Origin of the sequence: Nocardiopsis akebiae (genome assembly GCF_018316795.1) — a bacterium.
GTDB lineage: Bacteria > Actinomycetota > Actinomycetes > Streptosporangiales > Streptosporangiaceae > Nocardiopsis > Nocardiopsis dassonvillei.
Genome location: NZ_CP074132.1, coordinates 4,006,310 through 4,026,220, shown reverse-complemented (window position 1 = coordinate 4,026,220; position 19,911 = coordinate 4,006,310). Strand labels below are relative to the sequence as shown.

The following is a 19,911-nucleotide window of genomic DNA, read 5'->3' as shown; positions in this document are numbered from 1 at the left end:
GCCGGTGGCCCGCCGCCACGGCCACCGGCACGAGGAGGTGGCGACCATGGATGACATGTTCGTCGGCGGATCGCGGACCGCGTTCCAGCTCCTGGCCCTGCTGGCCACCGTGCTCAGCGCCCTCCTGCTCTCCCGGGAGCTGCGCACGCGCGCGCGGTCCCACAGGATGCGCGGTTCCCGGACGCCTCCGCTGCGGGACCTGCCCCGCTCCGGCACGCCCGTCCTGGTCGACGGGAACGCCGTGCCGGGGCCCTCGGGACCGCTGGTCGCCCCCTACTCCGGGACCAGGTGCGTGTGGTACCGGACCGAGGTGTGGGACCACCGCCCCGCCGAGGACTCCCACCACGAACGCCTGCGCGTGACCCTGGTCCACGCGGAGCAGAGCGAGGCGCCCTTCCGGCTCCAGGACAGGACGGGGAGCGCGTGGTGCCATCCCCGAGGGGCCGTCACGGACAAGGTCGACCTCACCCACGACTCCTTCGTGGTGGACCCGCTGGCGGAGGGCGCTTTCGGCAGGACGGAGACGAGGCGGGAGCTGCGGCCCGAGCACGCGCATTCGAGCGCCGGCCGCTCCTACCGGGAGTGGGCCGTCGCGCCCGGGACCCGTCTGCTGGTCAACGGAACCGCGTACGAGTGGAACGAGGAGACCCTCGTCGCGAGCTCCTGCGACGGGTACCTGCTGCTCTCCACGCGCACCGCCCCGCAGTTGTACGACGCCCACCTGACGAGGCAGGTCCTGGCCGGAGCCGCCTTCCTCGGGTCGCTCGCGGTCACCCTGTGGCTCTCGTGACGGTCCACGCCGGGTTCTCGGAGGCGGTCGGTCAGCCCGGGGCGGAGGCGATGCCGACCGCCGTCCGGACCCGCGCGGCGGAGCCCGGCGCTGTCGAGCCGTCGGAACCCGTACTCTCCAACCGGACACAGGACCTGACCGGGGCTCCGGCCGCCCCGGGCGTCAGCCGCCGTCCTGTTCGAGGTCGAAGCGCTCGCGAGCCCGCTCGATCTCGGGCGTGTGCGCCGAGATCCAGTCGAGCAGCACGTCCACCGGGTGCCGGAGGGTCTTGCCCAGCGCGGTGATCCGGTACTCGACGGCGACCGGCCGCGAGCCGACCACCGCGCGGTGCACGATGCCGTTGCGTTCGAGGCGGCGCAGGGTCGCGGTGAGCGACTTCTGGGTCACCGAGGGTATCGCGCGGCGCAGTTCGTTGAAGCGCGAGGGGCGCTCGCAGAGCACGTTGAGCACCTCCATGGACCACTTGTCCAGGATCTGGTCGAGGAGCTCGCGGTGCGGCGCGGTGATCCCGATGCCGTCGTGGGCTGCCTGCCCGGTATCCGTCATGACACCTGGTTTCGTTGCGGTTTCTTTCTGATACCAGGTATCAACATTAGACCAACTCGGTACCAGTAGCGAGGAGACAGGAAATGGCCGTTCGGCGTTTCACCCCCGAGGGCATGATGCAGCCCACCCCGTACCACCACGTCGCGATCGGCACCGGCACGCGCCACGTGCACGTCAGCGGACAGGTCGCCCGCCGCGCCGACGCGACCCCGGTGGCCCCGGGCGACCTCGCCGGGCAGGTGGCCCAGGTGCTGCGCAACACCGCGGCGGGCCTGGCCGGGGCGGGGGCGACGTTCGACGACGTCCTGCGGCTGACCTTCTACGTCACGGCGTGGGAGCCCGGCAGGATCGACGCCTTCATGGCGGGGGTCGCCGAGGTCGCCGAAGAGGTCGGGCTCCCGACGCCGCTGCCGCCCTCGTCGCTCATCGGCGTGGACTACCTCTTCGAACCCGACGTGCTCGTCGAGGTCGAGGCGACGGCCGTCCTCGACTGACGGCGGCCCACCGGACGCGGCTCCCCCGCGCGTCGGGTAGGAGTGGAACGGTCGCCGGTTCGTGGGCGCGGGGGCGTCGCCCGCGGGCGCGGCGGCCTCGCGTACGACTTGTTTGGGCTGGTGGAGGCGCTCTGACGTGGATATTTGTCGTGCGACAACAAAAGTTCGGTTCAACAGCTTTTGAAGCGTTTTCTGTGGGAACGGTAGTGGTCGCACCGGCCCCGCCCGCCGGGCCGCAGCACCCGAACTGCGGTCGCCGACGGGTGAGCGCACCGGTGTCTGCCGAGGCAGACAGACAGGAGCACACAGGACCAGAGCACCGGGGGTTTCCTCTTGTCCACCACGCTGAACCAGGACACCGTGTCGCAGACCGACACCGACCACACGACCCTCCTCCCGAGGAGGCGCACGTCCTCCCCGGGGGAGGAAATCCCGGTCGAGGAACTCCTCGCCGAACTCCAGGGCCTGGACGGCCACGACCCGCGCGCGGTCAGACTGCGCGAGCAGGTCGTCGTCCGCTACCAGCCGCTGGTCAACAAGCTCGCCCGCCGCTACAACGGCCGGGGCGAACCGCTGGAGGACCTCAAGCAGACCGCCATGGTCGGTCTGGTCAAGGCCATCCACGGCTACCGGCCCGACCGCGGCAAGCCCTTCATCTCCTACCTGATGCCTACGGTCACCGGTGAGATCAAGCGGCACTTCCGCGACCACACCTGGGCGATCCGCGTCCCCAGGCGCCACCAGGAGAACCGGATCAAGCTGCGCCAGGTGCTCAACACCTTCCAGCAGACCCACGCGCGCGTCCCCACCAACGCCGAGATCGCCAAGGAGATGGGGCTGGACGAGGAGGAGGTCGTCGAACTCGTCCAGGCCTCGGAGTCCTACCGCTCCCTCTCGCTGGACGCCCCCGACTCCTCCGACTCCGACGGCCAGGAGGGATCCCGCCTGGAGGACCACCTGGGCAGCGAGGACGAGGGCCTGGAGCGGGTCGTGCAGCGCGAGTCGCTCAAGCCCGCCCTGGCCCGCCTGCCCGAGCGCGAGCGCGAGATCCTCAAGCTGCGCTTCTTCGGCGACCACACCCAGACCGAGATCGCCGACCGCATGGGCTACTCCCAGATGCACGTCTCCCGGCTGCTGAAGAACACCCTGCAGCAGCTGCGCGAGGACGTGGGCGAGCGCGGACCCGCCCGGGGCTGAGGACCCCGAACGCTTTCCGGAGGGCGCCACGGGGGCCGTCCTCCGGAAAGCGGGTCGTCCCGCCCCGGTCCGGCCCCGCGGCGGGTGCGGCGGGACCAGGAAGCCCGTGAGGCATCCGAGTGGTCCGCGCTGGCACGGCGCCGTCGGCCGCTCCGTCGACGACCCGGGTTGCGCGGCCGTCCGGGCGGAACAGGAGTCCGCCCTCAGCGGTCGCGGCTCCGAGGTGCTCAGCCCGTCGGCTGCGCCGCCCCGGCGTCCTGCTCACCGCTGGCCCTCCGCCCCCGAGCGCCCGCCGCCGAACACCTCCTCGACGAGCCGCCGCGTCGTCTCCTGGAACGTCTGCGCCAGGGACAGCCCGGCGTCGTCCACGTAGGTCAGTGAAGCGGTCAGGGTCCTGCCGCCGTCGGCCGTGGAGTACATCAGCGCCGCCGAGCCCGCGATGCCGCCGTTGTGGTGGAAGAGGGTCTGGCCGTCGGCCTCCTGGACGAACACCCCCAGGCCGTAGCCGACCTTCTCCTCCGGCGTGCGCATCTGCTCCAGCAGCTCGGCCGGCAGGAGCCTGCCGCCCATCAGAGCGGAGAAGTACGTGTCCAGGTCCCGGGTGGTCGAGATCATGTCACCGCCGCTGGAGATCCAGGAGGGGTTCTGCCGGGTGACGTCGACCGTCCTCTCCCGGCCCTCCTCCTCGTACCGGTAGTAGGCGTGGGCGTGCGGCTCGGGCACCTCCGTCCGGGTGGTCGGCACCACGGTGCCCGTCAGCCCGAGCGGGCCCAGTACCAGCCGCCGCGTCTCCTCGGCGAGCGAGCGGCCGGTGACCCGCTCGACCAGCAGCCGGGCCAGCACGTAGTTGGTGTTGGCGTAGCTCCAGTCCGTCCCCGGCTCGAACCGGTAGGGCTTGGACAGCGCCAGCCGTACCAGCTCCTCCGGCGGGTAGGTCCGGAACCGGTCCTCCACCCACTCCCGGCCCGACCAGGTGATCCCCGGCGCGAACGTTCCGTCCTCGTAGACCTCGCCGGTGTGGTTGAACACCCCGCTGGTGTGCTGGAGCAGCATCCGCACCGTGATCCGCCGGTCCAGCCCGAACTCGGGCAGGTGGTCGGCCACCCGGTCCTCCAGTCCGATCCCGCCCTCGGCCACCAGCATGAGCACCGTGGTCGCGACGAAGTTCTTGGTGGCGCTGCCGATCCGGAAGTGCCCGTCGGTCGGCGGCGGCTCCGCCTCGCCCAGCCTGCGCGCCCCGGCGCTGCCGACCCACTCGCCGCGCTCGTCGCTTACGCGCAGCTGTATTCCGACGAAGCCGGAGTCGACGATCTCCTGCATGGTCTTGTGCAGTTCCGGGCGGTCCTGCTCGGTGGGGGCGAGGGACATGGTGGTGTGCTCCTTCGAAGCGGTGACGCGGTGGGAGTGGGGGAGGGGCCGCAGCTGGAGGCGGCGGCGCGGATGCAGGGTTCGGTGGTGCCGTTGCCCCTGAAGGCGGTTCGGTGCTTTTCCCTCTGGTGCGCCGTTGGCGCTTCTCGATGTTTCTGACACTGGAAAAGCTACGTTGCGTTCGTGATTGTGGCAACGGAATCTTCGCGGGAAAAATCCATTTTCGCAGGCAAATCAAGGGAAATTATTGCAATGGCTCTGAATCTAACGCAACAAAACCCGCCCCAGGAATTGCAATGGATGGAAAGCGAACGCTACGGCCGCCCCCGGTGATCACGCGCGAGTCGGTGCGCGACGGGAGGGCCGGCGCGCCGCGCCCGGTCCACCCCGGCCTTCGCGGCACCGCACGCGCGTCGACGCGGCCGGGCCCCCTCCCGGCTCCGCCCCGGCCGGTGCGATCAGAAGCCGAGGCGCCGGGAGGGCGTCCGCTTCGTCGACGCCCTCGACCGCTGAACCCGGCGGCGCCGCCGGACGCCGCTACGGACCGGCGATGCTCGTCGGCTGGACGCTGTGGGGGCGGTCCGCCCTCCACGTGGCCTTCAGTTGCACCCAGAGCACCGGGCAGGGCCGGACCGCGCACGGCGCGCACTCCGCCGACGCGGTCGCCCACCCCGCCCTGTCGGTCTGGCGGATGATCGCCGGGTCGGCGGGGCCGAGGCGCGGCGAGGGCGCGCGCGGTGCGCCACCGCGAGGGAGGACGCCACCAGCAGGAGCGCGAAGCTGCCGACGAGGGCGGCCCGCAGACCGAGGAGGGCGAGCAGGCCGCTCACGGCGATGACGCCGAGCGAACTCGCGGTGCGCAGGAGCGCGAACATCTCCGCGCGGCGGTCCGGCGGCGCGAGCCCGTCCAGGGCGAGCGAGTAGAACGTGCCAAGCATCGGCAGGAAGAGCCCGATGACGGCCGCGCCGGTGAGCGTCAGGGACAGGTGCCCGCCGACCAGGACCAGCCCGGAACCCGCGGTGGTCGCCGCCAGGAAGGCGACGACCCGCCAGGGGGCGGGCGTGCGGTTGCGCACGCTCACCCAGACCCCTCCCGCGACCGAGCCCGCGCACAGCACGAGGGCGAACAGGAAGGCCCAGCCCGGTTCGAGTCCGAAGGACAGCGCGAAGGAGACCGCTCCGACCTCGACGGCCGCGACCGCCCCCGCGCTCGCGGTCGCGCAGAACAGCCACAGGAACACCGCGCGGGCTACCGGCGTCCGTACGCGGGGAGCCTCGCCGACCTGCGGTACGCAAGCCCCGGTAACGCTCGGCATCAGGAGCATCGGGCCCGCGCCCAGCACGGTGACCGCCGCCATGGCCCAGACGGGCGAGACGGCGCCGAGCACCGATGCGAGCACGGGGGACAGCGCGAAGCCGACCTCGTTCAGCGTCGCGGCCACGCCCAGCGCACGGGGGAGCCCGGACGGTTCCACGAGGTGGTTGAGCAGGAGCCGCTGGTAGCCGTACGCGGCGCCGTTGACGGCCCCCGCCGCGGTGACCGCGGCCAGGAGCAGCCCGAAGGGGGCCTGCGCCGCCGCCAGTGCGGTGACGGCGGCGAGCGCGAGCGTTCGGACGGTGATGAGCACGCGCAGGTAGTGGACGCCGTTGAACCGGCGGCCCATACGGGACACGGGGACGGCGCCGAGCACCTGCGCGGCCGTCATGGCGAAGACCAGCGCCGCGCCGGACTCGGCCGTGCCGGTGACGGGGAGGGCCAGCAGGGCGAAGGCGATGGGGGCGGCGGCCTGGGGCACGCCGAACATCCCGTATCCGACCTGCCAGCGCACGACGTCGAGTCGGGAGCGCGACGCGCCGGTGTCCCGCCCGGGCTGCCTCGCCTGGGTCCGTGCCATCAGGGCCTCGCATCCTCGCGTTCGTGCGCCGTGGGGGTCGGCCCGGGGCCGAACAGGGCAGACGGTGGGCAATATAGCGCTCACCGATGTGACCGTCGACGGAACGGCCGAGCGAGGACGCGTGGCCGAGCGGATACGACCCGAGGTGGCCGTCCTCGTGGGCAGGCGCATCCGCTCACTGCGGTCGGAGGCGGGGCTGAGCGTCACGGCGCTCGTCGGACTGCTCCCGGATCCCTCGCCCGACGGGATCGAGGTCTGGTCGACTCCCAACGGGAGCTGGGCTTACCTCCTCAAGGCGACCGGGACGCCCCAGGTGTCTGTCGAGCTGTGGAAGTGGCGCATCGCCGGGGACGACGGCCACCGGGCGGCTCCGGCGGCGGGCGCCCCCGACTCCATGGCGCACGTGCTGCGCGGCCGCCTCCGCGTCCGGTCGGCTTCCTGCGGGTGGTGACGGTTCCCAGAAACGGCGGCCGACGTGCGGTGCCGCGGGAGCGGTCCGCTGCCCGACCGGCGGGCCCGGCCACCACCGCGGCGGCGGTGGCCGGGCCCGTCCGTGGGCTCACAGGCCCTCGCCGAGGAAGGCGACGACCTCACGGGGGTAACCGGCGGCGGTCAGGGGGGCGACCACGTCCCGGTACAGGTCGGGCAGGTAGCCGAACAGCACGTCGGCCGGGCCCGCGATCTCCACCCGGCCCACCGCGGCGGGCAGCAGCAGCGTACGGGCCCGGCCCAGCTCTGCGCACCAGTCGCCGCAGCGCACCCGCACGGGCGCCCCGACGTTGGTGAGGACCTGCGCGGTGGCGAACGCGTGGCGCAGGGGCTCGGCGGTGCCCGCGTGCCAGCGTTCGAGCGCGAAGTGCGGCCCGGCGCAGCAGAACACCCGCTCCACGCCGTCGCCGACCCCGATCCTCAGCCCCGGGTGGAAGTCGGGCCTGTGCTCCGGCCGCACCTGGGCCATCAGCGCCTCCACGTTCGCGCGCCACCGCTCGTCCGGGACCGGTGAGCCGTCCTCCATGTCCCAGCGCATCGCGTGCTGCTGGACGTCGGAGGTCTGCTCGATCTCGTAGACCAGGGTCCGGGGGCCGAAGCTGTGCACCGTGCCGCCCGGGACGTAGACCGTCTCGCCGGGCCGCACCGGCAGACGGCGCAGCACCGCGTCGAAGTCCTGGTCGAGCAGCGCCCGGTGGAGCTCCTCCCCGGACACCCCGCGCCTGACCCCGCACAGCGCGGTGGCGCCGGGAGGCGCGTCGAGGACGTGCCAGGCCTCGGTCTTGCCGTTGGGCTGCCCCTCCAGCCGCCGGGCGGTGGCGTCGTCGGCGTGCAGGTGCACCGGCAGCGTCCCGGAGGCGTCGATGAACTTGGTCAGCACCGGGAAGACATCCCCCGACCAGCCCTCACCCACCAACTCCCCGGGCCAGCGCGCGACGAGCTCGCGCAGGGACCGGCCGGCGAGGGGCCCGTCGAGTACCGTGCTGCCGTTCCCGTCGACGTCGCTGACCTCCCAGGTCTCCGCGACCGCCCAGTCGGGCAGCCCCTCCCGGCCCAGGTGGCGGGCGATCGCGTGGCCGCCGAACACCAGCTGCCGGGCCGGAGCGCTCACCCTCAGCGGATACCAGTCCACGGCCGTCCCCGTCACAGGACCGGCTTGCCGCCGGTGACCGCGATGCGTGCGCCGGAGACGTAGCTGGACTCGTCCGACGCCAGCATCACGTACACCGGAGCCAGCTCGGACGGCTGCCCGGCTCGGCCCAGCGGTACCTGGGAGCCGAAGCCCTCCACCTGCTCGGGCGGCATGGTCGAGGGGATCAGCGGGGTCCAGATCGGTCCCGGCGCCACGGAGTTGGCCCGGATGCCCTTGGGCGCCAGCATCTGGGCCAGCGTGGCGGCCATGTTGGCGATGCCCGCCTTGGTGGCGTTGTAGGGCAGCAGGGTGGGCGGCGGGGCGTCGGAGTTCACCGACGTGCTCGCGATGATCGAGGAGCCGGGCCGCATGTGCGGCACGGCGGCCTTGGCGAGGTGGAAGAACGCGCTGAGGTTGACGGCCAGGGTGTGGTCCCACTCCTCGTCGGGGATCTCCTCCAGCGTCTCGTGGGTCATCTGGAAGGCCGCGTTGCTGACCAGGACGTCCACCCGGCCGAACTCCTCCACCGCCTTATCCACGAGGGCGCGGCACCGGTCCGGGTCCGCCAGGTCCCCGGGGAACAGGACGGCCCTGCGGCCCGCCTCGCGCACCCAGCGCTCGGTCTCCCGCGCGTCGTCGTGCTCGTCGAGGTAGGCGATGAGCACGTCGGCGCCCTCGCGGGCGAAGGCGATGGCCACCGCCCGCCCGATTCCGCTGTCGGCGCCGGTGATGACGGCGGTCTTCCCGTCTAGCCGCCCCGACCCCCGGTAGGACTCCTCACCGTGGTCGGGCCTGGGGTCCATGGCGTCGGTGCGGCCGGGCGGGGTCTGCTGCTGTGACGGCTGGGGCACGAGGTCCTCCCGTAGACGAAGTGACCACAAGGCTACGTTCCGTTCGCTCCGGTGGCGGGGAGGGACGCGGCGCTCACGGTGAGGGCCGGGCCCCGCGCCGGGCGCCTTCCCGCGGCCCGCTTCGGCGGTGCGCCCACGGACGTGTTGACCGGTCAGCGCATGTCCCGGGACCGGTCTCCGGGAACCGGACTGTCGCCGCGGGCCCGGACGTCCTAGGGTGTGTGGTCCGTTCCGTGAACGCCGTGCGAGGAGGTGGCCGTGATGGGGATGTCGACCTAGCCGCCCGCCCGGAGGGTCCGGGAGGGGGCGGCGGGTTCCGGGAGGAACGAGATGTCCCGTACGGACAAGACCAAACCGCTGTGGGTGCGCCAGCGCGAACACGGAGCGGTGGCGCTGCACGACCACAGCCTCGGACCCTGCGACCTGCCGCAGGAGCCGACGCGTGCGGCGCCCGACACGCGGTGCCGGTGGGCGCACCCCGATTCGGTCCCGATGGGCCACGGATGCTGTTCCGGGTGCCAGAGGCGCGGACGCACCGCGGAGTGGCAGCAGTACGTCGAAGCCGGCAACCGCGGGCGCCGCCACGCTGACCGCCTCCTGACGCACCGCTGGGCGCGCGAGGCGAACAGCCGCTGAGGGGGCTCTTCCGCGTCCCTCCGCGCGGGTGCGCCCGTTGCGCGGAGGACGCGGGTCCGTCCCCATCCGGCGGGCCCCGGCGGCCGGGGGCCGCCACACGCTCCGGGTAAGGAGAACACTTCGGAGGGGGCTTCTCCGGCGTTCTATTCCAGTACGAGAGTACGTGCGTGGAGCTGACCCCCGACGAACTGACCTTCCTGGGCCCGGTCATCGAGCGCCCCCGACACGGCTACGACCTGGAACAGGCCATCGAGCGCCTCACCCGCATGCTGGGGGAGCGTGGGGATCCCCGAGATCGGTGTGGTCCGCTTCCGGCGGACCAAGGGCCTGCCCGTGGGCAAGCACGCCGACGCCGCCAACCGCATCACCGGCGCCAGGCCGTCACCGGGGCGGCCGGAAGTCCGGGGACCGGTTCGTGTGCCGGGCACCGGGGTGCGGGTACGCCGCGCACGCCGACACCAACGCCGCGCGCAACGTCGAGCGCGCGGTCAAGCAGCAAGGGCCCGGGGCATCGCGGGTGCCAGGACGTGGGGCCCTCGCCGTCGAGTGGGCTGTGAAGCGCAGACCACCAGCGGCGGACACGTTCGTTGGCTGGGTCCTTTCGCCTTCGTGCGGAAGGGGATGCCAACTCAGCGACTTGCGCAGGGTCGCGCCGGACGGGCTGCGCACCATCCTGAGACAGCCGGTGTCCCCGGCCGCCGATAGTGTCCCGCCATGAGTTACGCCCTGACGACCTACGTGGTCGACCTCGACGTCCTGCACGGTTCCGTCGGGTCGGGGGACGACAAGCTGCGCCGCATGATCGGCGGCCGGTTCAAGCATCACCTGGCCCGCTTCGACGCCCAGTTCGACCACGTCGTCGGCGCGGGAGGCCCCGGCGTCCGCGACGCGATCCGCGCGGTCGTCGAGGGAGGGCCCTTCGACGACCGCCACGGCACCGTGTACGGCTACGCGTACAAGTGGATCTGCGAGTTCCACGGCCGCGCCCTGTTCAACAACGACTTCTCCCCGATGAGGTCCGGGTGGCTGGAGACGGTCGACGCGGGTCTGAACGCGCTGGGCGTGACCGCGGTCGGCGTCGAGGAGTTCAGCTTCGGCGGCGCCCCCTCGCCGATCCCGGCGCCGGACCACCTGCCGGGCTACGGCGAGTGGAGCCTCACCGAGTGCCGAAAGGCCCTCGAACAGTGGGAGGCCGCCACCGACGAGGACAGGGCGGCGCTCGACCCCTCCGTCCTGAGCGCCGCCGAGTCCTGCATGGACTGGTGCAGGACCGCCGCCGCGGCGGGCCGGGGCGTGGCCGGTTTCTTCCACTGACCGGCGGCCGGACCCCGCCGGACCTCCGTCTGAGGGGGTCTGGGAGGGCCTGCCGCTTTCCGGCGGGTCCTGTCTAGCCCGGTGTTACGGACAAGAAGACCGCGCACGAGTTCCTGGTCACCGGACGAGCGCGTGTGACACCCGAGCAGGCGGGGATTCCGGCCTACGGGGACGACCGCCGGGTGCCCGGGCTGCGCCGCGAGGAGGTCGCGATGCTCACCGGGGCGAGCATCGACCAGTACGCCCGCCTGGAGCGCGGCGACATCGGCGCCGCCTCCGACAGCGTGCTGGAGGCGGTCTCCCGGGCCCCGGCGCCGGACGAGTTCGAGCGCGCCCAACTGTCCCCCTCGTGTTCGTGTGCCGTGCGGTGGGCCCGGCCGCACCCCTCGGGCTCCGACGTTCCCCGGATACCCGCCGTCCGACCGCGGTAGGCGTCCGGACCCGGCTCCTGGCAGGGCCCGTCACATCCCCCGGCGACTGTTCGCCACCCACGGGGGAGCCGGTGCCCGAACGCGCTCCGGGCCGGATCGGGGTTCCCTGTTGCTCCAACATAACAACGAGCGTTAGTTTGTTGGTATGTCCTCCGACTCCTGTGAACTCCTCTGCCTCGACCTGCCCCAGGCCGAGGCGGTCCGCGCCCGCGTGCCCGCCGACGGGGACGTCCGGTCCGCCGCCGACCGGGCCCGGGCCCTGGCCGACCCCACCCGGCTGCGCGTCGCCCGCGCGCTGGCGGTCGGCGACGAACTGTGCGTGTGCGACCTGGCCTGGGTCTGCTCCGCCTCGCAGAACCTCGTCTCCCACCACGTGCGCCAGCTGCGCACCGCCGGTCTGGCCTCCTCCCGGCGCGAGGGCAAGCTCGTCATGTACCGCCTCACCGACGCCGGACGCGCGCTGTTGGCGCTGCTGCTGCCCGACCCCGAACCCGCCGTGAGAGAGGGCTGACCCGTGTCCGACCCGTGCTGCGGCGACGACGGGGCGCCCGGGCCCCGCCGGGACCTCCCGACGCCGAACCCGACACCCGAGCCCGTGTTCGGGGCCCCCGCCTCGGTCACCTGTTCCTGCTGCTCGGGCGACGACGCCCCCGGGCGCCCCCGGGCGGTCACCGCCGTCGGTGCCTCCGACGACGGCCACGCCGGTGCCGGGGCGTGGGCCGACGACGGCTGCGGCGACCCCACCTGCGGCGCGGACGCCCCGGACCCGGATGAGACGCCGGGCGCCTGGTGGGACTCGGCCACCGTCCGGTGGGCGGGCCTGGCCGGCGCCCTGTGGCTGTCCGGGCTGATCGCGCAGTGGCTCACCCAGGTACCCGTCGTGCCGACCGCGCTGTTCGCGGGGGCGATCGCGGCGGGCGGGCGGACCTTCGTCCCCGGCACCCTGCGCGCCCTGGTCCGCGCGAAGCTGGGCGTGGGCACGCTGATGACCGTGGCCATGGCCGGAGCCGTCCTGCTCGGCGAAGTGGGCGAGGCCGCCATGCTCGCCTTCCTGTTCTCCCTGGCCGAGGCCCTGGAGGACCACGCCGTGGCCCGCACCCGCCACGGCCTGCGCGCCCTGCTCGACCTGGTCCCGCCCCGGGCCGCCGTGTTGCGCGACGGCCGCGAGGCCGCCGTGGACCCCGCCGAACTCGTCGTCGGGGACCTCCTCCTGGTCCGGCCCGGCGAGCGCATCGCCACCGACGGCGCAGTCCGTGCGGGCCGCTCCACCGTGGACACCTCCACCGTCACCGGTGAGTCCGTCCCCGTCGAGGCCGTCGAGGGGACCGAGGTGTTCGCCGGTACCGTGAACGGCGGCGGCGCCCTGGAGGTCGAGGTCGGCGCCCGGGTGGCCGACAACTCCCTGTCCCGCGTCGTGCGCGTCGTCGAACGCGAGCAGGCGCGCAAGGGCGCCGCCCAGCGCCTGGCCGCCCGGACCGCCCGCCCCCTGGTGCCCGGCGTCCTCGTCGCCGCGGCCCTGATCGCCGTCGCCGGTTCGCTCTTCGGAGACCCGGGAGTGTGGGTCGAGCGCGCCTTGGTGGTGCTCGTGGCCGCCTCCCCGTGCGCCTTCGCCATCGCCGTCCCGGTCACCGTGGTCGCCGCGATCGGCGCGGCGAGCCGGTCGGGTGTGCTGGTCAAGGGCGGGGCCGCCCTGGAGGCGTTCGCGACGGTGCGGGTGGTCGCCCTGGACAAGACCGGCACCCTGACCCGCAACGCGCCCGCCGTGGTGGCCGTCGCGCCCGCGCGCGGACGCACCCGCGAGGAGGTCCTGGCCCTGGCCGCCGCGCTGGAGGCGCGCAGCGAACACCCGCTGGCCGCCGCGATCCTGGCCGCCCACCCCGACCCCGTGCCCGCCCGGGACGTGGAGGCGGTGACCGGTAGCGGCCTGACCGGCACCTCGGCCGACGGCACGCCCCTGCGGCTCGGCCGCCCCGGCTACGTCGACCCCGGGGCGCTGGCGCCCGAGGTGGCCCGACTCCAGGAGCGGGGCGCCACCACCGTGCTGGTCGAGGCGGACGGCCGCCTGGTCGGCGCCGTCGCGATCCGCGACGAACCGCGCGACGAGGCCGCCGAGGCGGTCGCCGCCCTGCACCGCATGGGCGTGCGCACCGTTATGCTCACCGGCGACAACGAGCGCGCCGCCCGCGCCCTGGCGGCGCGGGTCGGCGTCGACGAGGTCCACGCCGACCTGCGTCCGGAGGACAAGTCCGCCCTGGTCGGCGCCCTGCGCCGCCACGGGCCGGTGGCGATGGTCGGCGACGGCGTCAACGACGCCCCCGCCCTGGCCACCGCCGACACCGGTGTGGCCATGGGCGCCATGGGCACCGACGTCGCCATCGAGACCGCCGACGTCGCCCTCATGGGCGAGGACCTGCGGGCGCTGCCCCGAGCCCTGGCCCACGCCCGTCGGGCCCGGCGGATCATGCTCCAGAGCCTCCTGCTGTCGGGGGCGATCCTGCTGCTCCTCGTCCCGTTGTCGGCGTTCGGGGTGCTGGGCCTGGCCGCGGTCATCCTCACCCACGAGCTGGCCGAGGTCCTGGTCATCGCCAACGGTGTGCGCGCAGGGCGCCGTGTTCCGGCCGCCGCGCCCCCTCCCGCTTCCCCCGGCCCGGAAGCCGCGCGGACGCCGGAGCGCGGGTGAGAGCCGCCGCGTTCCGGCTCCACCCGGCCCGAGCCCTCTGATGCATGCATCAATGCATGCATCATCTATCCTGGGGTCATGTCCGCCCTGCCCGCGCTCCCCTGGGAGCGCCCCGACGACCGGTCGCCGCTGAGCCACCGCCTGGCCGCCGACACCGCGCGCGCCGTCATCGAACGCCGGCATCCCGCCGGAACCCTGCTCACCGAGACCGACCTGGCCGCCGCCCACGGAGCCAGCCGCACCCCCGCCCGGGAGGCCATGCTCCGCCTCCACTCCTGGGGACTGGTGCGCCTGCTGCCCAAGAAGGGCGCGATCGTCTCCGAGGCCACCCCGCGCGAGCGCCGTGACCTGCTCGCGCTGCGCGCGATGCTGGAGGTCGAGGCCGTGCGCACCCTGGCCGCGGACCCGGGTCGGGGGAGCGGACCTGCGACCGGCCGGGAGGACGGACCGGCCACCGGACTGGCGGCCGACCTGGAGGCGATCCTGGCCCGCCAGCGCGCCGCGCTGGAGTCCCGCGACGTCCTGGACTTCGCCGGGGCCGACTACGCCTTCCACGCACGCGTCATCCAGAGCGGGGGCAACCACGTCGTGGCCGAGCTGCTCGACACCCTCGGGCCGCGCTGGGCCCGGCTGACCTACCTCGCCGTCACCGAGAACCCGCCCCGGCTGGAGACCTTCCTGCGCGAGCACGAGGGGCTGACCGCGCGCGCCCTGGCCGGGGACGCGGAGGGGTTCTCCGCGCTGGTGCGCTCACACATCGAGTACGGCCACTTCACCGACGGGGACCGCCCGTGAGCACCCGTACGCGTACGGGTGCGCCCTGGCTCAGGACCGCCCCGGCGGTGTTCCTCATGGCCTGGGGCGGCAACCACTTCACCCCGCTGCTGCACCTGTACGAGCATCTGGGCGGCTACGCCGTGTGGCAGGCCAACCTGCTGCTGGGCATGTACGTCGCCGGTCTCGTCCCCGGCCTGCTGCTGGCCTCGGCCCTGTCGGACCGGCACGGCCGCAGGCCGGTGCTCCTGGCCGGGATGGTCCTGGCCCTGCTCGGCAGCGCCCTGCTGGCCGCCGGGCTGCCCTTCTTCGGACTGCTGTGCGCGGGCCGGGCCCTGGCCGGAGCCGGGGTGGGGGTGGCCATGTCCGTGGGCACGAGCTGGATGAAGGAGCTGTCCGCGCCGCCCTTCGACCACCGGGCGGGGGCCACGGCGGGGGCGCGCCGACCCTCCCTGACCCTCACCCTGGGCTTCGGCGTCGGTGCCGCGGTGACCGGCCTGCTCGCCCAGTGGGGACCGGCCCCGGCGCTGACCCCCTACCTCGTGCACGCGGCACTCGGCACCGCGGCCCTGGTCGTGGCGGCCACGGCACCGGAGTCGCTGCCCCGGGAACGGCGCGCCGCCCAGGCGTGGTGGCGGGACCTGCGCGTCCCGTCCGCCGGGCACCGCCGGTTCACCCGCCTGGTGCTCCCGGCCGCCCCCTGGGTGTTCGCCGCCTCCGGCGTGGCCTACGCGATCATGCCCGCGATCTCCCAGGACCGGCTGGGGGACTGGACCACGCTGTACGCCACCGCCCTGACGGTGCTCACCCTGGGCGCTGGCGCGGCGGTGCAGAACCTCGTGCCCTGGATCGACCGGCGCACCGGCGGGCGCGCCCTGGTGGTGGGCCTGTCCCTGATGTCGGCGGGGATGGTCCTGGCCGTGGTCGCGGCCCTGCTGGCCCACCCCGTCCCGGCGCTGCTGGTGGCCGTGGTCCTGGGCGCGGCCTACGGCGTCTGCGTCGTGGCGGGGCTGCTGCACGTCCAGGCCGTGGCCGCGCCACGGGACCTGGCCGGTCTGACCGGGGTCTACTACTCCCTGGCCTACACCGGTTTCCTGCTGCCCACCCTCCTGGCCGTGCTGCTGCCCGTCGCGCCCTACACGGTGTCGCTGGCCGCGGTGGCCGCGGTGTGCCTGGCCTGCCTGGTGGCGGTCGCCTCCGGGGTGCGCGCCGTGGGCCGCGACGCCGCCTCCGCCGGCTCGCCGGTCCGGGAACCGGCGGGCCGGTCCTAGGCGCGGGCCGCCGCAACCGCCGTTCCAGGTCGGGCGGAGCGCCGGGGCCGGTGCGCCCCACGGCGCGGACGTGACCGGCGCCGGTCGGCGGGAGGGCCGAGGGCTGGCCGCTTGGGGCCCGTCCGGAAGCGGGCAGCCGATCCGCTGGCCGTCCGCGCGGCGGCGAAGGGCACCGCGCGACGGGCGACTTTCGTAGGCGGTCGGCTCCCGCGATCGACGTTTCGTCGGGGGAGGGGTTGGTCCTCGCGGCCGATGCCCCGGCGTGGGCGGCCCCTTAGGTTCGTGTGTGACGCCACGCAGTGGAGTGGTCACACGCACGACCGAAGGGACGGGACGGACATGACCGACAGCAGCGGGGACCGGAACGGGCGGAGCCGGAGGCGGACGGTGGCGGTCGCGGGGGCGGTGGGGGCCGCGTCGCTGCTCGGCCCGCTGACGCTGGCCGCTCCCGCTTCCGCCATCATCGGCGGGGTCGACGCCACCGAGGAGTACCCCTTCGCGACCGCGCTGTTCGACGACGGGGGCCACCACTACTGCGGGGGTTCGCTGATCGACGAGCAGTGGGTGCTCACCGCCGCCCACTGCTCCGACTTCGACCTGCTCGGGGGGTCGGAGAGCATCTCCGTGCGGGTGGGCAGCAACCACCTGGGGGAGGGCGGCAGCGAACGCGAGGTCGTCGAGGTGGTCCAGCACCCGGACTACGAGGCGGAGGACGTCAGCGACGATCCCGACTACCCCAATTCGTTCCTCCTGGTGCGCAAGGACATCTCACTGCTCAGACTGGACTCCCCGGTGGAGCAGACCCCCGTCCGCCTCGCCGAGGACCCGCCGGAACCGGGTGCGGCGGTGCGCGCCCTGGGCTGGGGCGTGGCCGACGACCTCGGCCAGGTGCCCAAACCGGAGTTCCTGCAGCAGCTCGACACCGGGATCGTGCCCGACGACCGCTGCGCGGAGATCGACGGCGAGCTGTGCTCCGAACACCCCACCGAGGAAGCGCAGGTCTGCTCTGCCGACTCCGGCAGCCCCATGGTCCGCGGCGAGGAGGGCGACTGGGAGCTGGTCGGCCTCACCAGCCGCGACGGCGACTACGACGAGAACGTGTCCTGCGTGGGCCCGTGGGTCTTCACCGAAACGGCGAACTACGCCGGCTGGATCGCGGACACGGTCGGGAGGTAGCCCGCCCTCCGGGTTCCGGCCGCGCCCCGTTCCCGCCCGCGCGGCGGGAGCGGGGCGTTCGCGTGCGCGGCGCGCTCCCGCGAACGGAGGCGGACCGGCGCGCACGGGACCGACCGGCGGGCCGCACCCCGCGCCCCGGGTCCGTGCCGACCGGCTGCCGAGTTCTGCCCCGAAATCACGGTGTCGCCCGGCCTTCCTCGGTACGGTCGAACCTCAAGCCGAGCGCATCCCGGAGGTCACGTGCAGCCCTTGTCCCTCGCCCAGATCGCCGCCGCCACCGGAGGCCGGGTCACCGACGCCGATCCCGAGACCCGGGTGACCGGGGTCGCCTTCGACTCCCGCGAGGCGATCCCCGGGGACCTGTTCGTCGCACTGCCCGGACAGGGCCGCGACGGACACGACTTCGCCCCGTCCGCCGTCGAGGACGGGGCGGTCGCGGTGCTCGCCGCCCGCCCGCTCGGCCTGCCCGCCGTGGTGGTCGAGGACCCCCTCGCCGCGCTGGGCGCCTGGGCCCGCGCCCACGTCGAGGCGCTGGCGGAACTGGACGTGATCGCGGTGACCGGCTCCTCGGGCAAGACCTCCACCAAGGACCTCGTCGCCCAGGTCCTCGACCGCGCCGGAGCCACCGTCTTCACGCAGGGTTCGTTCAACAACGAGATCGGCCTCCCGCTCACCGCCCTGGAGGCCACCGCCGACACCCGCCACCTGGTGGTGGAGATGGGCGCCCGCGGCCAGGGGCACATCGCCTACCTCACCGGCATCACCCCGCCCCGGATCGGGGCCGTGCTCAACGTCGGCACCGCGCACGCCGGGGAGTTCGGCGGCCCGGACATGACCGCGAGGGCCAAGGGCGAACTGGTCGAGGCGCTGCCCTCCGCGGCCGAGGGCGGCGTGGCCGTGCTCAACGCCGACGACGCGCGGGTGGCCGCGATGTCCGCGCGCACCAAGGCCGAGGTGGTCACCTTCGGGGTGGAGCGCGTCGCCGACGTGTACGCCACCGACGTCTCCCTCGACGGGCAGGGCAGGGCCTCGTTCACCCTGCACACCCCGGTCGGGCAGGCCCCGGTCCGCCTTCGGGTGGTGGGGGAGCACCAGGTGCCCAACGCGCTCGCCGCCGCCGCGGTGGCCGGGGCGGCGGGGATGGACGTCGACCAGATCGGCAGGGCGCTCACCGCGGCGGTGCCGGTGTCGGAGGGGCGGATGCGCGTCACCGAACGCTCCGACGGGGTGACGGTGGTCAACGACGCCTACAACGCCAACACCGACTCCACGAGCGCGGCGCTGCGCGCGCTGGCCCACCTGGGCAGGGGGAGCGGCGGACGCACGATCGCCCTGCTCGGGGAGATGCGCGAACTCGGTGACAGCTCGGAGCGGGAGCACCGCAGGGTGGGCGCGCTCGCCGCGTCGCTGGGCATCGACGTGCTGGTCGCGGTGGGCCGGGCGGAGGCGCACGCGCTCGCGGGCGAGTACGGGCCCGGCGGTCAGGTGGTCGCGGACAGGGCCGAGGCCGGGGAGTGGCTGGAGCGGTACGACCTCCGGGCGGGGGACGTGGTGCTCGTCAAGGGCGCCAACTCCCTGAAGCTGGGGGAGCTCGCGGACGCGCTCGCGGACCGGTAGCCGACCGGGGCGGGGCGGCCACGGGCGCCCCGCCCGGCGGGTCACCCGTGGCCGCCGTCGCCGACCCGTCGGCGGATGCGCCACAATCACCCGATGACCGACGACCGCTTCATGCCGATCCACGACCCGGAACTCCAGGCCAGGGGTGAACGCGTCCTTGGCGCGGAGTTCCGGGCGATGAGCGAGCGGGTGCTGCGGGCCACGGAGCTGACCTCCCGCCTCAACGTCCTGCCGTTCGACGACGGGGAGGGGAGGGCGGCGCTGTTCGAGCAGATCCTGGGCCGCCCCCTCCCGGCGCGGGTGACGATCTATCCGCCCTTCTACACCGACCACGGCCTGCGCCTGGAGTTGGCCGAGCGCGTCTTCGTCAACCAGGGCTGCACGTTCCTCGACTACGCGGGCATCCGCCTGGGCGAGGGCGTGATGGTCGGCCCGAAGGCCACGTTCATCACGGTGGGCCACCCGGTGGACCCCGGCGAGCGGCGCCGGTTCCTCAGCGGCGCGCCCATCGACGTGGCGGAGAACGTGTGGATCGGCGCCGGTGCGACGATCCTGCCCGGCGTCAGCATCGGCCGAGACGCCGTCGTGGCGGCCGGGACGGTCGTGGCCGACGACGTTCCGGCCGCGAGCCTGGTTGCCGGACCCAAGGGCACGGTGCGCCGACGCTGGTAGCGCTGAACCCCTCAGCCCGGACGCACGTTGCCCAGGAACCGCTCCACGGCGATCTCGATGACCACCCGGCCCGGGTTCTCCCGCGGGGTCTTGTAGCGCTCGCCGTAGCGGCGCACCGCCTCCGCCACCCGCTCGGGGTCGTCGGAGACCGTCGCGGAGCCCTCCACCGTGCACCACGCGCGCCCCTCCACCTGCGACACCGACACCCTGGCGCCGGGGTGGGCCGCCAGGTTGCGCGCCTTGTAGCTGCTGCCCGAGGAGATCACCCGAACCAGGCGCGCCTCGGCGTCGTAGGTCGCCCCCACCGGTACCTGGTGGATGGACCCGTCCGGGCGCGGCGACGCCAGCATGCACAGCCGCCGCTGCGCCCAGAACCGCGTGAACTCGTCCTCGTCCATCCTGTCCCCCCTGGTCCGACCGCCCCCAGCATCCCACCGCCCCGCCCCGGCCCTCCAGCGGGGCCGGACCACCGGCGCGCCCGCGGCATCGGTGCCGGTTCCCGCTGGCCCGAGCCCGCGGGGAGGGGGACACCGCGGCCGTCCCCGCCGAAGATCCGGACTGGCATCCGCCCGCCCCTC

At 74.1% G+C, this 19,911-nt stretch carries 20 protein-coding genes; 14 read left to right on the top strand and 6 right to left on the bottom strand.

Features of this window, described 5'->3' with window-relative positions; translation table 11 throughout:
• Window positions 1-46: 46 nt before the first annotated feature.
• Entirely contained in the window at window positions 47-790 is a 744-nt protein-coding gene (locus tag KGD83_RS17205; RefSeq protein WP_212640166.1) for a GIDE domain-containing protein, read from the top strand.
• 162 nt (window positions 791-952) lie between these two features.
• Here the strand turns inward: KGD83_RS17205 and KGD83_RS17200 are convergent, their stop codons facing one another.
• Window positions 953-1,336, bottom strand: coding sequence for a winged helix-turn-helix transcriptional regulator (locus KGD83_RS17200; protein ID WP_212640165.1), 384 nt, complete (start codon window positions 1,334-1,336; stop codon window positions 953-955).
• 83 nt (window positions 1,337-1,419) lie between these two features.
• Between KGD83_RS17200 and KGD83_RS17195 the strand changes: the two genes are divergently transcribed.
• Window positions 1,420-1,830: a RidA family protein gene (locus tag KGD83_RS17195; RefSeq protein WP_212640164.1), complete on the top strand. Its 411-nt coding sequence runs from the start codon at window positions 1,420-1,422 to the stop codon at window positions 1,828-1,830.
• A 333-nt stretch (window positions 1,831-2,163) separates the two neighbouring features.
• Window positions 2,164-3,027: a SigB/SigF/SigG family RNA polymerase sigma factor gene (locus KGD83_RS17190; protein ID WP_212640163.1), complete on the top strand. Its 864-nt coding sequence runs from the start codon at window positions 2,164-2,166 to the stop codon at window positions 3,025-3,027.
• 261 nt (window positions 3,028-3,288) lie between these two features.
• On the opposite strand, the gene KGD83_RS17185 is transcribed toward KGD83_RS17190, so the two are convergent.
• Window positions 3,289-4,395: a serine hydrolase domain-containing protein gene (locus KGD83_RS17185; RefSeq protein WP_212640162.1), complete on the bottom strand. Its 1,107-nt coding sequence runs from the start codon at window positions 4,393-4,395 to the stop codon at window positions 3,289-3,291.
• A 599-nt stretch (window positions 4,396-4,994) separates the two neighbouring features.
• On the bottom strand, window positions 4,995-6,290 hold the full coding sequence (locus KGD83_RS17180; protein WP_249351913.1) for an MFS transporter: 1,296 nt from the start codon (window positions 6,288-6,290) through the stop codon (window positions 4,995-4,997).
• Between the two features lie 88 nt (window positions 6,291-6,378).
• Here KGD83_RS17180 and KGD83_RS17175 point away from each other — a divergent pair, with 88 nt between their 5' ends.
• A complete protein-coding gene (locus KGD83_RS17175; protein ID WP_212640161.1) occupies window positions 6,379-6,741 on the top strand; it encodes a hypothetical protein in 363 nt (120 codons plus the stop codon).
• Window positions 6,742-6,849: 108 nt separating this feature from the next.
• On the opposite strand, the gene KGD83_RS17170 is transcribed toward KGD83_RS17175, so the two are convergent.
• On the bottom strand, window positions 6,850-7,911 hold the full coding sequence (locus tag KGD83_RS17170) for a class I mannose-6-phosphate isomerase (RefSeq protein ID WP_212640160.1): 1,062 nt from the start codon (window positions 7,909-7,911) through the stop codon (window positions 6,850-6,852).
• A gap of 11 nt (window positions 7,912-7,922) precedes the next feature.
• Complete coding sequence (locus tag KGD83_RS17165) at window positions 7,923-8,762, bottom strand: SDR family oxidoreductase (protein ID WP_212640159.1); 840 nt, start codon at window positions 8,760-8,762, stop codon at window positions 7,923-7,925.
• Between the two features lie 330 nt (window positions 8,763-9,092).
• On the opposite strand from KGD83_RS17165, the gene KGD83_RS17160 reads away from it, so the two are divergent.
• The 10 genes from KGD83_RS17160 (at window position 9,093) to KGD83_RS17115 (ending at window position 19,333) form a co-directional block, all read left to right on the top strand.
• Complete coding sequence (locus KGD83_RS17160) at window positions 9,093-9,398, top strand: hypothetical protein (RefSeq protein WP_212640158.1); 306 nt, start codon at window positions 9,093-9,095, stop codon at window positions 9,396-9,398.
• Between the two features lie 714 nt (window positions 9,399-10,112).
• A complete protein-coding gene (locus KGD83_RS17155) occupies window positions 10,113-10,712 on the top strand; it encodes a DUF7691 family protein (RefSeq protein WP_212640157.1) in 600 nt (199 codons plus the stop codon).
• 134 nt (window positions 10,713-10,846) lie between these two features.
• On the top strand, window positions 10,847-11,143 hold the full coding sequence (locus KGD83_RS17150) for a helix-turn-helix domain-containing protein (RefSeq protein ID WP_338036914.1): 297 nt from the start codon (window positions 10,847-10,849) through the stop codon (window positions 11,141-11,143).
• Between the two features lie 145 nt (window positions 11,144-11,288).
• A complete protein-coding gene (locus KGD83_RS17145; RefSeq protein ID WP_212640156.1) occupies window positions 11,289-11,654 on the top strand; it encodes an ArsR/SmtB family transcription factor in 366 nt (121 codons plus the stop codon).
• Between the two features lie 3 nt (window positions 11,655-11,657).
• Window positions 11,658-13,823, top strand: a complete 2,166-nt coding sequence (locus KGD83_RS17140; protein WP_212640155.1) for a heavy metal translocating P-type ATPase — start codon at window positions 11,658-11,660, stop codon at window positions 13,821-13,823.
• 78 nt (window positions 13,824-13,901) lie between these two features.
• Window positions 13,902-14,618, top strand: coding sequence for a GntR family transcriptional regulator (locus KGD83_RS17135; protein WP_212640154.1), 717 nt, complete (start codon window positions 13,902-13,904; stop codon window positions 14,616-14,618).
• Window positions 14,615-15,868, top strand: a complete 1,254-nt coding sequence (locus KGD83_RS17130; RefSeq protein WP_212640153.1) for an MFS transporter — start codon at window positions 14,615-14,617, stop codon at window positions 15,866-15,868. The genes KGD83_RS17135 and KGD83_RS17130 overlap by 4 nt, the downstream gene beginning before the upstream one ends.
• Before the next feature lie 339 nt (window positions 15,869-16,207).
• Entirely contained in the window at window positions 16,208-17,044 is an 837-nt protein-coding gene (locus KGD83_RS17125) for a S1 family peptidase (protein WP_212640152.1), read from the top strand.
• A 240-nt stretch (window positions 17,045-17,284) separates the two neighbouring features.
• Window positions 17,285-18,661 carry a UDP-N-acetylmuramoyl-tripeptide--D-alanyl-D-alanine ligase gene (locus tag KGD83_RS17120; protein WP_212640151.1) on the top strand — a complete coding sequence of 459 codons (1,377 nt, stop codon included), beginning with the start codon at window positions 17,285-17,287 and terminating at the stop codon, window positions 18,659-18,661.
• Between the two features lie 93 nt (window positions 18,662-18,754).
• Entirely contained in the window at window positions 18,755-19,333 is a 579-nt protein-coding gene (locus tag KGD83_RS17115) for a DapH/DapD/GlmU-related protein (protein WP_212640150.1), read from the top strand.
• Window positions 19,334-19,344: 11 nt separating this feature from the next.
• On the opposite strand, the gene KGD83_RS17110 is transcribed toward KGD83_RS17115, so the two are convergent.
• Entirely contained in the window at window positions 19,345-19,731 is a 387-nt protein-coding gene (locus tag KGD83_RS17110) for a pyridoxamine 5'-phosphate oxidase family protein (RefSeq protein WP_019607553.1), read from the bottom strand.
• Window positions 19,732-19,911: the final 180 nt, after the last annotated feature.

What these genes read in the sequence shown, in the direction of transcription:
- KGD83_RS17195 (WP_212640164.1), top strand. Translation starts at nt 1,420, where the DNA reads ATGGCCGTTCGGCGTTTCACCCCCGAGGGCATGATGCAGCCCACCCCG.
- KGD83_RS17180 (WP_249351913.1), bottom strand. Translation starts at nt 6,290, where the DNA reads ATGGCACGGACCCAGGCGAGGCAGCCCGGGCGGGACACCGGCGCGTCG.
- KGD83_RS17145 (WP_212640156.1), top strand. Translation starts at nt 11,289, where the DNA reads ATGTCCTCCGACTCCTGTGAACTCCTCTGCCTCGACCTGCCCCAGGCC.
- KGD83_RS17110 (WP_019607553.1), bottom strand. Translation starts at nt 19,731, where the DNA reads ATGGACGAGGACGAGTTCACGCGGTTCTGGGCGCAGCGGCGGCTGTGC.
- KGD83_RS17185 (WP_212640162.1), bottom strand. Translation starts at nt 4,395, where the DNA reads ATGTCCCTCGCCCCCACCGAGCAGGACCGCCCGGAACTGCACAAGACC.
- KGD83_RS17160 (WP_212640158.1), top strand. Translation starts at nt 9,093, where the DNA reads ATGTCCCGTACGGACAAGACCAAACCGCTGTGGGTGCGCCAGCGCGAA.
- KGD83_RS17205 (WP_212640166.1), top strand. Translation starts at nt 47, where the DNA reads ATGGATGACATGTTCGTCGGCGGATCGCGGACCGCGTTCCAGCTCCTG.
- KGD83_RS17115 (WP_212640150.1), top strand. Translation starts at nt 18,755, where the DNA reads ATGACCGACGACCGCTTCATGCCGATCCACGACCCGGAACTCCAGGCC.
- KGD83_RS17135 (WP_212640154.1), top strand. Translation starts at nt 13,902, where the DNA reads ATGTCCGCCCTGCCCGCGCTCCCCTGGGAGCGCCCCGACGACCGGTCG.
- KGD83_RS17125 (WP_212640152.1), top strand. Translation starts at nt 16,208, where the DNA reads ATGACCGACAGCAGCGGGGACCGGAACGGGCGGAGCCGGAGGCGGACG.
- KGD83_RS17200 (WP_212640165.1), bottom strand. Translation starts at nt 1,336, where the DNA reads ATGACGGATACCGGGCAGGCAGCCCACGACGGCATCGGGATCACCGCG.
- KGD83_RS17155 (WP_212640157.1), top strand. Translation starts at nt 10,113, where the DNA reads ATGAGTTACGCCCTGACGACCTACGTGGTCGACCTCGACGTCCTGCAC.